A 13,973-nucleotide genomic window follows, 5' to 3' on the forward strand; every position below is an offset into this window, starting at 1 on the left:
GGCTACGGCTTGAGCACCACCTTGATGCAGCCGTCCTCCTTCTTCTGGAACTTCTCGTACATCTCCGGCGCCTGCTCCAGCGGAACCTGATGGGTCGCCAGGTCGAGCACGCCCAGCGGGTCCGACGGGTCGTCGACCAGCGGCAGCAGATCGTCGATCCACCGCTTCACGTTGCACTGGCCCATCCGCAGCTGGAGCTGCTTGTCGAACATGGTCAACATCGGCAGGGGGTCCTTCATCCCGCCGTACACGCCACTGATCGAGATCGTGCCGCCGCGCCGGACGGCGTCGATCGCGGTGTAGAGCGCGTCGAGCCTGTCCACCCCGGCTGTCTCCATCGCCTTGCGGCCCAGAGCGGACGGCAGCAGCCCCACCGCCTGGTGGACCGCGCCTGCCACGGGCGAGCCGTGCGCCTCCATGCCCACCGCATCCACCACCGAGTCCGGCCCGCGGCCGTCCGTGCGCTCCCGCAGCTCGTCCGCGACGTCGCCGTTCAGGTCCAGCGTCTCGATGCCGTGACGCTCCGCCATGGCCCGCCGCTCCGCGACGGGGTCCACCGCGAGCACGCGGTAGCCGAGGTGCCGGCCGATCCGAGCGGACATCTGGCCGATAGGGCCAAGGCCCAGCACAGCCAGGGAACCGCCCTCCGGTGGGGCCGCGTACTGCACGGCCTGCCACGCGGTGGGCACCACATCGGAGAGGTACAGATAGCGCTCGTCCTCACCGGTCCGGGGCACCTTGATGGGCCCGTAGTCGGCGTGCGGGACACGCAGGTACTCGGCCTGCCCGCCGGGCACGGAGCCGTAGAGCCGCGAGTAGCCCAGGAACTGGGCATTGTTGTTGTACTCGCGGACCTGGGTGGTCTCGCACTGGGACTGCAAACCGTTGCGGCACATGAAGCAGTGGCCGCAGGAGACGTTGAACGGGATGACCACCCGGTCCCCGGCCTTGATGTGGGTGACGGCCGAGCCGACCTCCTCCACTATCCCCATGGGCTCGTGTCCGATGATGTCGCCCTTGTCCATGAACGGAGTGAGCACCTCGTAAAGGTGCAGGTCCGAGCCACAGATGCCGGTCGAGGTGATCCGCACGATCGCGTCCGTGGGCTCCTGGATCCGCGGATCCGGGACCTCCTCCACGCTGACCGAGCGCTTCCCCTGCCACGTCAGAGCCTTCATTGCCCTCCTTCTCAGGGCTGCCGCCCCGGACGGAACGACAGCATGCTGATCTTTCGGTCCAATCGACCCTAACACCGCAGTAGCGCGGTAGTCGAAGCGGCGCTGTCGTCGCCGGAGCAGCCGCCGCTGCCGCCGTGGCCGCAGGGACCTGGACTTCATCTTCGTGTGGACCGGGGCCCGGCGGGCAGAACCTCCGGCGGGATGACTCCGGCCGGCTACTCCTTCTGGCTGCCCTGGGCCAGCAGCGCTGTCAGCTCCTCCGTCAGGTCGGGCGAGACGGGGATTTCCTTGCCGTCGATGCTCTTGACCGGGGCGAGCAGGCGGATACTCGAAACCAGCCAGACGGCGTCGGCTTCGTAGAGATCGTGCGGCTCCAGCGGACCGTAGCCCAGCTGCCAGCCGGCAGCTTCCGCCTCCTTGAACAGCACCGACTGGGACGTGCCCGGCAGGATGCCGCTCTCCAGCAGCGGCGTCACCAACGTCTTCACGCCGTCGCGCACCCGCGCCATCAGCACGGTGGAGGTGGGCCCTTCGAGCACGCGGCCGTCGCTGGACGTGAAGATGGCATCGTCGGCGCCGTTCTTGTGCGCATAACGCAGTGCGGCCATGTTGACCGCGTAGGAGAGCGTCTTGGCCCCCATGAGCAGCCACGGGGCGCGTTCGGCCAGCGAGCTGTCGTACCCGCGGTCGAGCAGCAGCACGGAAATGCCGTCGGTGCGCTGGCGCCGTCCGGCGGCCGGCGGCCGGGAAGCCTGGACCCAGGCCGTGGGTGTGGGAGCGCCTTCCACGCCGCGGGTCACCAGCAGCTTGATTACCAGTTCTTCGACGGGCGGATGCTCGGCGATCGCCGTCGCAATGGCACGCTCCCAGGCGTCCGGGGCGGGAAGCTGCAGGTCCATGATCCGGGCCGAGCTGGCCAGCCGCTCCAAGTGCGCCTGCAGCTTGCGCGGGACCCCGTTGACTGCCAGCAGGGACTCGAAGATGCCGTCCCCGCGGGTGGCGCCGAGATCGGTGGCCATCAGCTGAGGCCGGGAAGCATCTGCGACGCGGCCCGCCTCGTGGGCAGGGTCCAAAAACACCAGAACTGTCATGGCTACAGCTTAGTTAGTTTGCCCCCAAAGGCCGGGTAGGCTGGGAGGATTGCGCCGGCACACGGCGGGAGGGGAGGAACAGCCGCGTGCTGTGGTCGTTTGCGGGGCTGGGCACGTTCCCCGACTGGGCCGTCGCCATTCTGGGCGTGGTCGATATGGCCATCCGCATCATTGCCTTGGGCGTGATCCCGGGGAACCGCCGCCCCAACACCGCCATGGCCTGGCTGCTGGCCATCTTCTTCATCCCGCTGATCGGCCTGTTGCTCTTTTTCATGTTCGGCAGGTACCGCCTCTCGGAGCGCCGGATCGCCAAGCAGTCGGAGATCAACAGCCGGGTGTGGGCCGCCACCCGGAACCTCAAGGAGCCCAGCAGCGAACAGGAAGCTCCGGCCTGGGTGCATTCGGCGGCGGAGTTGAACCGGCGGCTCGGCGCCTTCCCCATGGTGGACGGCAACCACGCGGAGCTGTACGCGGACTACGACGAGTCCATTGCCGCGATGACCGAGGCCGTGCGCGAGGCGCAGGAGTTCGTGAACATCGAGTTCTACATCATGAGCCGCGACGAAAGCACCGGCAAGCTCTTTACCGCCTTGGAAGAAGCCGCCGCACGGGGTGTCCGCGTGCGCCTGTTGTTCGACCACATCGGCACCCTCCGCGTCGCCGGCTACCGCAAGTTCCGCCGCTGGCTGGAGACCACCGACATCGACTGGCGCCGGATGCTGCCCGTACTGCCGGTCCGCGGCCAGTGGCGCCGGATCGACCTGCGCAACCACCGCAAGATCCTGGTGGTGGACGGCCGAGTGGCGTTCACCGGATCGCAGAACCTGATCGAGCCCGGCTACCGCCGCACTTCCAGCCATAAGATCGGCCGCAAATGGGTGGAACTGATGGCGCGCTACGAAGGCCCCATCGTTACCGCGCTGAACGTTGTGTTCGCCACCGACTGGTCCAGCGAAACCGACGACACGCTCGAAGGCGAACTGTTCACCCCGGCCCCGTTCCGCGAGCCCGGCCCCATGACCTGCCAGGCCCTGCCCAGCGGCCCCGGCTTCGCAACCGAGAACAACCTGCGCCTGTTTAACACGCTCATTTATGCGGCGGTGGACCGGCTGTCCATTTGCAGCCCGTACTTCGTTCCGGATGACTCGCTGCTCTATGCCATTACGACGGCGGCCCAGCGCGGCGTCGAGGTCGAATTGTTCGTGTCCGAACGCGGCGACCAGCTGCTGGTCCATCACGCCCAGCAGTCCTACTATCAGGCGCTGCTGGAGGCCGGCGTGCGGATCTACCGCTACCCGAAGCCCCTGGTGCTGCACGCCAAGCACTTTACCGTGGACAATGAGGTCGCGGTCATCGGCTCCAGCAACATGGACATGCGGTCCTTCTCCCTGAACATGGAAGTCTCCGTGATGATGCTCGGGGACCACATCGTCGAGCGTGTGTCGGAGATCCAGGACAGCTATCGGGTGGTTTCCCGGGAGCTCACGTTGGAGGAGTGGAGGCAGCGGCCCCGCTGGCAGCGCTACGTGGACAACGTGGCCAGGCTGACGGCCACGCTGCAGTAGCCGCGCTCCACCGCCCGGACGAGACGGCGTGCCGGCCAGGCGCTCCGCCGGCACGCCGGGTGTCACGACCGCCGGTATCCGGCAAGGGCCTATTCCGGCCAGGCGGAGTTCTGGATGATGTCCACGAAGTCGATGCGGCGGAAGCCGGGGCTGAAGTGCTCGAGTACGTCGGCGTTGACATTGCCGAAGGTAGTTTCCGGGCGGTGCTTGTTGCCGTCCGTGAAGGCGGCCAGGATCCGCCGCTTGAAGTCCGGACGCGGGTGCGCCGCGGTGACCGCGTCGATGTCGTCCCGCGTCAGGTCCTGGTAGCCGACCCCCAGGACATCGGTCTCCACGCCGGCGGTCACCAGCGCGATTTCCGGATCCATGAATTCGGGCACCCCCGGCGTGGTGTGGAGCGCGATGGCAGTCCACACCTTGGCCGCGTCTGCCTCCGGGCGCCCCTGCTCCAGCAGGAACGACTTCGCGGCATTGGCGCCGTCGACCTCGAAGCGCAGGGTGTCGGTGCCGTAGGTGTCGGTGAGGCCAAGATCGTGGAAGAGCGCGCCGACGTAGAGCAGTTCGTGGTCGACGTCGAGGCCGAGCCGCCGGCCCTGAAGGGCGCCGAAGAGGTACACCCGCCGGGAATGGTCGAACAACAGGTCGTCGGTGGTATCGCGGACCAACTCGGTCGCCTTCCGAACGAGTTCCGTGTCCGGAATGGTAATGCCGGCGATGACTTCTGCCATGGTTGTCTCCTTTTCTCCAGAGGCATGGGAATGTGCCTTGCTTCCCATACTGCCCGGCCGCCGTGAGCGGGGCACCGTCACAAAGGACGACAATCCCTCGGATTCGGCCAACGGGGTTGCCTCTCAGCCGTACTTCGCCGTGGACCGGAAACGCTGCTGGTATTTCGATGGCGGCACGCCGATCCGTGCCACGAACGTCCGCCGCAGCGCTTCGGAGTTGCCGAACCCCGAGCGTTCGGCTGCCTCGGTGACGCTGTACCCCGAGTCCAGCAGCGCCTTGGCGGTGTCGAAGCGGACGAGCTCCACATACTTCGCAGGCGTCGTCTGCAGTTCTTCACGGAAGAGCCGCGTCAGGTGCCGCACGCTCAGATTGGCGTCCCGAGCGAGTGCCGGAACGGAGAGCACCGCAGCCGGATCGGCGCGCACGGCGTCGAGCGCCGGCCGCAGGGGCGAGGACTTGGGCGGATCCCCCTGGAGCGGCGCAGAGAACTGCGACTGTCCGCCGGAGCGCTGCATGTACACCACGAGGGAGCGGGCCACCTCGCGGGCCAGATCCGGGCCGTGGTCCTCTTCAATCAGCGCAAGGGCCAGGTCGATGCCGGCCGTGACGCCGGCCGAGGTGTGGATCCGGCCGTCGCTGACGAAGATGGCGTCCGGCTCCACCTCCGTTGCCGGATAACGCCGGGCCAGCTCGCGGGTGTGTTTCCAGTGCGTCGTGGCACGGCGCCCGTCCAGCAGTCCCGCCGCAGCCAGAACGAAGGCGCCGGTGCAAATCGAGGACATCCGCCGCGTGTTGTCGGCAAGATGTCCGGCGGCGGCAACCAGCCCGGCGGGAAGTTGGCTCCCGGGCAGGGCATCCCCGCCGGCTACCAGGACCGTGTGGAAGTTTCCGGCACCGGCCGCCGCGGCATCCACCGATACCCGCAGCCCCACCGACGAGGCGACGTCGTTCCCGTCCGGTGACAGGAAAATAAGCCCGTAGGAGCCGCCGAGGCGGTTTGCCTCGGCGAAAGCCTCCGCCGGGCCGGCGACATCGAGCAGCTTTACCCCGTCGAAGACCAAAATGCCCACCCGGGCGGTCATGTCGCGACCGGCTCCTGCCACGATTCCTCGATTCTGGTCACTGGCTCCACGAGCCGTCCATGTCTACCGGCACAGTGTATGCGCTACTCCGGGAACGTTGCCCCGAGCGCCGAGAGCACCCCGTAGGCCTTGGCCCGGACCTCGTCCCATTCGTCCTCGGGAACCGAGTCCGCCGTGATCGCGCCGCCTACGCCCAGGCTCAGCCGGTTGCCGTCCATCACGAGGGTGCGGATCACCACGGACAGGTCTGCCGCCCCGTCCAGCGAAAAGTAGCCCACGGCACCGGAGTAGACGCCGCGCGGTCCGGTCTCCAGCCGGTCCAGGATGTCCATGGTGCTGATCTTCGGTGCGCCCGTCATCGACCCGGCGGGAAACGCCGCCGCCACGGCTTCGGCCCGCACCGCCCCGGGCAACAGCTGCGCGTCGATCGTGGACACCATCTGGTGCACCGTCGCGTAGGACTCGACGGCACACAGCCTGCTGACCTGCAGCGAGCCCGGCACGGCAAAGTGGCTCAGGTCGTTGCGCAGCAGGTCCACGATCATGATGTTCTCGGCGCGGTCCTTCGCGCTGCCGGCCAGCTCCTCGACGACGGCGGCATCGGCGTCGGGATCGGCAAGCCGGCGCCGGGTGCCCTTGATCGGTTCGGCCCGCAGCCGGCCACCGGCATCGAGGCCCAGGAACCGCTCGGGCGACGTGCTGGCCACCGTGAGCCGCCCGAACCGCAGGAGGCTGGCGAAGGGCGCGGGGTTGCGGTGGCGGAGGGTCAGGTAGGTGTCCAGCGGATCCAGCGGTTCCGCCGCGGTCGCGTGCAGCCGGGTGGTCAGGCAGACCTCGTAGGTGTTGCCCTCGGCGATTTCGGCCTGCGCTTCCCGAATCTTGGCCAGGTAGGCTTCGCGCGTGTCGCGGCACCGGAAGCTCAAGGCCGTTGGCCGCGCAGCGGGATCCGGGGCAGGGCAGGTGGCTGCGGACAGGCCGCGGATCACCGCCGCGGTCGCCGCGATCCAGTCGGCGGCGTCGTCCCCCGCGGAAGGGCCGGCAAGGGCGAGCAGCCAGGTGCACCGCCGCTCGTGGTCCAACACGATGGCGCGGCCGGCGAACAGCAGTGCGGCATCCGGCGCCCCGTCCGGCGCAGCGCCGATGTCCGCGCCCCCGGTCTCGCGCTTGAGCTCGTATCCCAGGTAGCCCATCCAGCCCAGGGCGAAGTCTCCGGGGACCTCGCCCGGCAGGGTGACGATGCGGCGTCCCCACACGGTGTCCAGCCAGCGGAAGAAGCCGCCACGGATCCGAGCGGTGGCGTTGCCCTGGCCAACCACGGTGGTGCCGTCGCGGTGTTCCGCCCAGGCGCCGAAGCCGCCGCCGTCGTCGGCCAGGACGCTGATCCGGTTCCGGTCGGCGGACTCACGGGTGTTGGAACTGTCCAGCCAGACGCTGCGCCCGGAGCCGGCGTACAGGCGCCGGTAGATGTCTTCGGCGTCCGGGTAGGCTGCCAGGCGTTCGGCGACCAGGCGGACGCCCTCGCGGGCCGCCCGCTCCGGGGCCAGGGCGTGTTCGAGGGCGGGCACCGAGGCCAGCGCGTGGAGCACGTGCCGGGGATCGGTGCCGGAGGGACCGGATTCGACGACGACGTCCGCGGCCGCCGCGACGTCGTCGCCGGCCAGCCAGGCCTCTTCCTGCTCCGCCCAGACGTCCCAGAACGGTTCATACGTCGCGCCGTCCCGGGACAGGGCGCGGGTGCGCCGGTCGGCGGAGGGTGCCTGCAGCCAGATCACGGCGTCGAGGAGCCCGCGGGCGGCGGCATGGGCGGCACCGACGCCCTCGAACACCACCACGTCGGCCGGCTCCGTGGTGCGGGAGGCGCCGTCGTCGTTCCTGTCCCAGTCCCAGGCGGTCCAGTGCGCGGTATCCCCGGCGGCCAGGGGCCGCAGCACGGTCTCCAGGTACCGTTGCTGCCCGCCGGCCAGGCCGTGCCAGCCCGGGTAGATGTCCTCCAGATGGAACAGCGACACCGTGCGGTGGACCCGCAGCATCGCTGCCAGTTCCACCGCCAGCGTGGTCTTGCCGGCACCCGAGCGCCCGTCGACGGCAATCAGGACAGGCTTAGTGCGCACGGGTTTCCCAGCGGCCGGACACGGTGGCGGCCCGGACCGGGAGATGCCCCCGGACCGTATCGCGGCGGCAGGGGCTGCCGGCGCTGGCGGCGATGATGCGGTACATGTCCTTGAGTCTATGAGAACCCGGCTACAGGAACGCCAGCATGAGGCCGACGGCGATGAACAACGTGCCGAAGACCCGGTTCATCAACATCAGCCCGCGCACGGTCCGGGTGAAGCGCCGGAAGGACCGGGCCGCGGCGGCGAAGAAGAACCACATCACCAGGATGTCCACCACCACCACGGTGGCGATCAGGATCAAGTATTGCGGCAGCTGGGGCTGGTCCAGCCGGATGAAGCCGGGCATGAACGCCAGGAAGAAGACGATCGCCTTCGGGTTGAGCAGGTTGACCCAGAGGCCGCGCCGGAACATGGAGAAGCCGGGCTCGTTGCGGCGCGACTCTTCGATTTCCGCGCCGCCCGTCGGCTTGGCAAAGAACTGGCGCAGGCCCAGGTAGATCAGGTACGCCGCACCCGCGTACTTGATGGCGGCGAACAGCATCGGCGAATTGGAGACCAGCAAACCCAGGCCCAGCGCCACGATCACCACGTGGACGACCAGGGCGGCCTGCTGGCCCAGGATTCCCCAGATGGAGCGGCGGAAGCCGGCATTGAGCGAGTTGCTCATGGTGTTGATGGCACCGGCGCCGGGGGTGAAGCTGATTACCACGGTGGCGCCGAGCAGCGCCAGCCATAACGAGATTTGCACCAGATGATCCTACGGCGCGGCCCGGCCGGTTTCGGTCAGCGGGCCTCGAGCACGGCCATGGCCGCGTTGTGGCCGCCCAGGCCGCTGACTCCGCCGCCGCGCCGCGCACCGGCCCCGCACAGCAGGATCCGCTCGTGCGCCGTGGCCACGCCCCAGCGCCGCGCCGGCGTGTCGAGCGGTTCGTCGTCTTCGGCGAACGGCCAGTCCAGGGGGCCGTGGAAGATGCTGCCGCCGGTCATGTTCAACGCCTGCTGCAGGTCCTGGGTGGTCTTGGTTTCGATGCACGGCTCGCCGCGTTGATCGCGCAGGATGCAGTCCTCGATCGGTTCGGCGAGCACGGAATTGAGGGAGGCCAGCACCGCGTCCTGCAGCCGCTGCCGCATCGCGTCGTTGTTCTCCTCGGTGATCAGCCGGTGCGGGGTCTGCAGCGTGAACACGGTGAGTGTGTGGGCGCCGGCCGCCTGCAGTTCCGGCGAGAGGATGGACGGGTCGGTCAGGGAGTGGCAGTAGATCTCGGCGGGCAGCGGGTCCGGCACCCGGCCCGCGGCCGCTGCGGCAGCGGCCATTTCCAGCTGTGAGTACAACTCGTTGACATGGAAGGTGCCGCCGAAGGCCGCCTCCGGCGCCACCGAGCCCTCCCGCAGCTTCGGCAGCCGGGACAGCAGCAGGTTCACCTTCGCCTGCGCGCCTTCCGGCGCCGCCTCCGGCCGGGTGGCCGGGCCGGCGCCGCCGGCGGCCAGCAGCCCGTTGAGCACGGCGGGGGAGACGTTGGCGAGCACCCGTTCCGCCGAGACGACGACGCCGCCCGCCCCGCCGTCGTCGTACCTCACCTCTCCCTCGGGGGAAACGGAGGTGACCGGCGCCCGGGTCCGCAGCTCGGCGCCGGCGCTGCGGGCCGCCTTTTCCAGCGCCGCGGTGACTGCCCCCATGCCGCCTTCGGGCACGTCCCAGTCACCGGTACCGCCGCCGATCACGTGGTAGAGGAAGCATTTGTTTTGCGGCAGGGAGGCGTCGTGGGCGCCGGCAAAGGTGCTGATCAGGGCGTCGGTGAGCACCACCCCGCGGACCAGGTCCGAGCCGAAACTGCGCTCAACCACCTCGCCGATCGGCCGGTCGATGAAGTCGTGCCAGGCCTCGTCGTCGCCGACCCGGCTGCGCACCTCGGAGCGGCGCAGCAGCGGTTCGGTGACCGAGGGCCAGAGTGCCCGGGCCAGCCGGTTGGTGCGCTGATAGAACCCGATGAAGGGCTCGAAATCGGTTGCCGCGCCCACCGCGGCGAAGGACGAGCGGGTGGCGTCCGGGTCCTGGTTGTCCACCAGCAGGCCTGTCGCGGCCCCGGGCAGGGGTGTGTAGGACGAGAAGCGCCGGCGCAGCAGCCGCAGGTCCAGCTGCAGATCCTCGATGATGCGCCGCGGCAGCAGGCTGACCAGGTACGAATAGCGCGAGATGCGGGCGCCGGTGCCGGGAAAGACTTCCGCCGAAACCGCGGCTCCGCCGACCTGGTCTTCGCGTTCGAGCACGAGCACGCGCCGCCCGGCGCGCGCAAGGTAGGCGGCCGCCACCAGGCCGTTGTGGCCGCCGCCGGCGATGATCACGTCGTAGTGCCCGGGCATCTCAGTCCTTCCGTCCCGCCGGCGGGATCAGGGTTTGCGGGCCAGGATCTCCCCGTTGGGAATCAGGAACCACGCATCCGGGGCAGCTGCCCACGTCAGCCAGCCGCGGGCAATCCGTTCCAGCCCGGCCCGGTCGATCAGCCCCCGCTCCAGCGACTGTTCGGCGTAGCCGGAGTGCAGGACCCGTTCGGACCACACGTCGCCCTGCCAGCGGCGCTGCTCCTCGGTGGCGTACAGCCAGTTGGACGACGACGGAGTGATGTCGTGGAAGCCTGCCGCCTGCGCCCAGGAGATGAGGCGCCGGCCGGCATCCGGTTCCGCACGGTTGCCGCGGGCGAGCTGCTGGTAGGTGTCCATCCAGTCGTCGAGTTCGGGTAGTTCCGGGTACCAGCTCATGCCGTGGAAGTCGGCGTCCCGGACGGCCACGATGCCGCCGGGCTTGACCACACGCCGCATCTCGTAGAGCGCGGCGACCGGGTCGGTCAGGTGCTGGAGGACCTGGTGGGCGTGCACCACGTCGAAGGTGTCGTCGTCGAACTCGAGGTCGTAGATGTTGCCGGCCACGAAGGTGGCGTTCTCGATCCCGCGCAGGGCGGCGAGTTCGGCCGCCTGGGTCAGGACGTCGTCGGACCGGTCCAATCCGGTCACCTGTCCCGGGGCCACCCGTTCTGCCAGATCCACGGTGATGCTGCCCGGGCCGCAGCCCACGTCCAGCAGCATCATCCCGGGCTTGAGCTCCGGCAGCAGGTACGCCGCGCAGTCCTCGGCGGTCCGGATCGCATGGGCTTTGACCACGCTCTTGTGGTGTCCGTGGGAGTAGACCTCGTCCTTCATAGTGGGAGACTACTCCGCGCCCCCGCGGCCACGTAGCTGCCGTGCCGGAATGTTGCGCTATTTGTCGGCCGCGGTGACCTCGGAACAGGCGGCTTCGGTGGCGGCGATGATGTCCGGCAAAATCTCCGCCCGCCGCTGCCGCCCCGCCGCGGGCCCAGGGAACCAGTCGGGCAAAACTTGAGTCCGGTTCGCTCAACTTGATTGACAAAGCGGAAGGCGCGGGTAAACTTGAGTGCAGAAGGCTCACATCGGCTGCCGCTCATGCGGCGCCGCCCGGGTGCGCCCGGGTGTCGGGCCGCCACAGTAATCAAGGCCGCGAAAGCGGCCGCAAAGGAAGGACACGCGTATGTCTCGTGCAGTAGGTATCGACCTCGGAACCACCAACTCCGTTGTTTCTGTTCTGGAGGGTGGCGAACCCACCGTCATCGCCAACGCCGAGGGTGGCCGCACCACGCCGTCCGTCGTCGCGTTCTCCAAGTCCGGCGAGGTGCTGGTCGGCGAGATCGCCAAGCGCCAGGCCGTCAACAACATCGAGCGCACCATCGCCTCGGTCAAGCGCCACATGGGCACCGACTGGAAGACCGAGATCGACGGGAAGAACTACACCGCGCAGGAAATCTCCGCCCGCATCCTGCAGAAACTCAAGCACGACGCCGAGTCCTACCTGGGCGAGAAGGTCACCGACGCGGTCATCACCGTTCCGGCCTACTTCAACGACGCCGAGCGCCAGTCCACCAAGGAAGCCGGCGAAATTGCTGGCCTGAACGTGCTGCGCATCGTCAACGAGCCGACCGCAGCCGCCCTGGCCTACGGCCTGGACAAGGGCAAGGAAGACGAACTGATCCTGGTCTTCGACCTCGGCGGCGGCACCTTCGACGTGTCCCTGCTGGAAGTCGGCAAGGACGAGGACGAATTTTCCACCATCCAGGTCCGCGCCACCTCCGGCGACAACCGCCTGGGCGGCGACGACTGGGACCAGCGGGTGGTCGACTTCCTGCTGAAGCAGGCCAAGTCCAAGGGCGCCGACCTGTCCAAGGACAAGATCGCCCTGCAGCGGCTGAAGGAAGCGGCCGAGCAGGCCAAGAAGGAACTGTCCTCGGCTTCCTCCACCAACATCTCCCTGCAGTACCTCTCCGTCACGCCGGAGGGACCGGTGCACCTGGACGAGCACCTGAGCCGGGCCAAGTTCCAGGAACTGACCGCGGACCTGCTCGAGCGCACCAAGAAGCCGTTCCACGACGTCATCACGGAAGCCGGCATCAAGGTCTCCGACATCGACCACATCGTGCTGGTCGGCGGTTCCACCCGCATGCCCGCCGTCGTCGAACTGGTCAAGGAAATGGCCGGCGGCAAGGAGCCGAACAAGGGCGTGAACCCGGACGAGGTCGTGGCCGTGGGCGCTGCCCTGCAGGCCGGCGTCCTGAAGGGCGAGCGCAAGGACGTGCTGCTGATCGACGTCACCCCGCTGTCGCTGGGCATTGAGACCAAGGGCGGCGTGATGACCAAGCTGATCGAGCGCAACACCGCGATCCCGACCAAGCGGTCCGAGACCTTCACCACCGCCGATGACAACCAGCCGTCGGTGGCCATCCAGGTCTTCCAGGGCGAGCGCGAGTTCACCCGCGACAACAAGCCGCTGGGCACCTTCGAGCTGACCGGCATCGCGCCGGCGCCGCGCGGCGTGCCGCAGGTCGAGGTCACCTTCGACATCGACGCCAACGGCATCGTGCACGTGTCCGCCAAGGACAAGGGCACCGGCGCCGAGCAGTCGATGACCATCACCGGCGGCACCGCGCTGTCCAAGGACGACATCGACCGCATGGTGCGGGAGGCCGAAGAGCACGCCGCCGAGGACAAGAAGCGCCGCGAGGCCGCCGACGTCCGCAACTCGGCCGAGCAGCTGGCCTACTCCGTGGACAAGCTGCTCGCCGACAACGACGACAAGCTGCCCGAAGAGGTCAAGACCGAGGTTAAGGCCGACGTCGACGCCCTGAAATCCGCACTGGAAAAGCAGGACAACGACGACGAGGTCAAGGCCGCGTTCGAGAAGCTGCAGGCATCCCAGACCAAGCTGGGCGAGGCCATCTACTCGCAGGCGCAGGCCTCCGGCGCGGCCGGTGACGGTGCAGCCGCCGGTGACGGTTCCTCCGAGGCCGGCTCCGGCGCGGCCGACGAGGACATCGTGGACGCCGAAGTGGTCGACGAAGACGAGAAGAAGTAACCATGGCCGAAAAGGGTAACGAAGAAGAACGCCAAGCAGAGCCGGTGAACTTCCGCGACAACCGCAAGATCGATCCGGAAACCGGACAGGTCCGCGGCGCCGCTGGAGCCACCGGGAACGCCGGGCAGGCCGCTGGAGGAACCTCCGCGGCCGGCCCGGGCGCCGACGCCGACGCGCTGGCACAGGCGGAGCAGATCCTGAACGGGGCCGAGGTCCCGGCGGGGGAATCTGTTGCCCAGGGGGCCACGTCGCAGGAAGCCGAGGAACTGAAGAACGATCTGCTCCGGCTGCAGGCGGAGTACGTGAACTACCGCAAGCGGGTGGAACGCGACCGCGCCGTGGCCGGCGAGATGGCCGTCATCGGTGTGCTGAACTCGCTGCTGCCCGTCCTGGACGACATCGACGCGGCCCGCCAGCACGGCGATCTCGCGGACGGACCGTTCGCGGCCATTGCCGCCAAGCTGGACGGCGTGCTCAAGACCTACGGCCTGGCCCGCATCGAGGAGACCGGCGTCGAATTCGACCCGAACATCCACGAGGCCTTGATGCAGCAGCCCGACGCCGAGGTGGAAATGGACACCGTCAGCCAGGTCCTGCGCCTGGGCTACAAGGCCGGCGACCGCGTGCTGCGCGCGGCCCAGGTAGTGGTAGCCGTACCGGCGGAATGACACCGGCAGGGGGCGCCCCGGCGCCCAGCCGCAGATGATGACGGGTTGGCCTCCGGACCGCCGGAGGCCAACCCGTCATCGTCCGGGCGTCAGTACCCATAGACTTTGTGACAACTGAAAGGAGGCGCCT

General features: G+C 68.7%; 11 protein-coding genes. 3 read left to right on the plus strand and 8 right to left on the minus strand.

Annotated elements, in window-relative coordinates:
- Positions 1-2 precede the first annotated feature (2 nt).
- Together AC5RVS_RS05870 and AC5RVS_RS05875 are read right to left on the minus strand one after the other, a co-directional pair.
- Complete coding sequence (locus AC5RVS_RS05870; RefSeq protein ID WP_494107489.1) at positions 3-1,178, minus strand: zinc-dependent alcohol dehydrogenase; 1,176 nt, start codon at positions 1,176-1,178, stop codon at positions 3-5.
- 215 nt (positions 1,179-1,393) lie between these two features.
- Positions 1,394-2,269 carry an aminodeoxychorismate lyase gene (locus AC5RVS_RS05875; RefSeq protein ID WP_494107490.1) on the minus strand — a complete coding sequence of 292 codons (876 nt, stop codon included), beginning with the start codon at positions 2,267-2,269 and terminating at the stop codon, positions 1,394-1,396.
- Positions 2,270-2,355: 86 nt separating this feature from the next.
- On the opposite strand from AC5RVS_RS05875, the gene cls reads away from it, so the two are divergent.
- Entirely contained in the window at positions 2,356-3,834 is a 1,479-nt protein-coding gene (gene cls, locus AC5RVS_RS05880; protein WP_494107491.1) for a cardiolipin synthase, read from the plus strand.
- A gap of 89 nt (positions 3,835-3,923) precedes the next feature.
- Here the strand turns inward: cls and AC5RVS_RS05885 are convergent, their stop codons facing one another.
- The 6 genes from AC5RVS_RS05885 to AC5RVS_RS05910 form a co-directional block, all read right to left on the minus strand.
- Positions 3,924-4,562, minus strand: coding sequence for an HD domain-containing protein (locus tag AC5RVS_RS05885; RefSeq protein WP_494107492.1), 639 nt, complete (start codon positions 4,560-4,562; stop codon positions 3,924-3,926).
- Between the two features lie 123 nt (positions 4,563-4,685).
- The gene (locus AC5RVS_RS05890) at positions 4,686-5,666 is read right to left on the minus strand and encodes a GlxA family transcriptional regulator (RefSeq protein ID WP_494107493.1); all 981 of its coding nucleotides are present in this window, start codon (positions 5,664-5,666) and stop codon (positions 4,686-4,688) included.
- 62 nt (positions 5,667-5,728) lie between these two features.
- A complete protein-coding gene (gene pabB, locus AC5RVS_RS05895; protein WP_494107494.1) occupies positions 5,729-7,756 on the minus strand; it encodes an aminodeoxychorismate synthase component I in 2,028 nt (675 codons plus the stop codon).
- Positions 7,757-7,886: 130 nt separating this feature from the next.
- Complete coding sequence (locus tag AC5RVS_RS05900; protein ID WP_494107495.1) at positions 7,887-8,507, minus strand: LysE family transporter; 621 nt, start codon at positions 8,505-8,507, stop codon at positions 7,887-7,889.
- A 35-nt stretch (positions 8,508-8,542) separates the two neighbouring features.
- Positions 8,543-10,120 carry a phytoene desaturase family protein gene (locus AC5RVS_RS05905; protein ID WP_494107496.1) on the minus strand — a complete coding sequence of 526 codons (1,578 nt, stop codon included), beginning with the start codon at positions 10,118-10,120 and terminating at the stop codon, positions 8,543-8,545.
- A 27-nt stretch (positions 10,121-10,147) separates the two neighbouring features.
- Positions 10,148-10,954: a class I SAM-dependent methyltransferase gene (locus tag AC5RVS_RS05910; protein WP_493989577.1), complete on the minus strand. Its 807-nt coding sequence runs from the start codon at positions 10,952-10,954 to the stop codon at positions 10,148-10,150.
- 346 nt (positions 10,955-11,300) lie between these two features.
- On the opposite strand from AC5RVS_RS05910, the gene dnaK reads away from it, so the two are divergent.
- Both dnaK and AC5RVS_RS05920 read left to right on the plus strand, forming a co-directional pair.
- On the plus strand, positions 11,301-13,175 hold the full coding sequence (dnaK, locus tag AC5RVS_RS05915) for a molecular chaperone DnaK (protein WP_493989576.1): 1,875 nt from the start codon (positions 11,301-11,303) through the stop codon (positions 13,173-13,175).
- Between the two features lie 2 nt (positions 13,176-13,177).
- The gene (locus AC5RVS_RS05920; protein ID WP_494107497.1) at positions 13,178-13,843 is read left to right on the plus strand and encodes a nucleotide exchange factor GrpE; all 666 of its coding nucleotides are present in this window, start codon (positions 13,178-13,180) and stop codon (positions 13,841-13,843) included.
- The last annotated feature ends 130 nt before the right edge of the window (positions 13,844-13,973 follow it).

This window comes from Arthrobacter sp. Y3221048 (assembly GCF_059092685.1).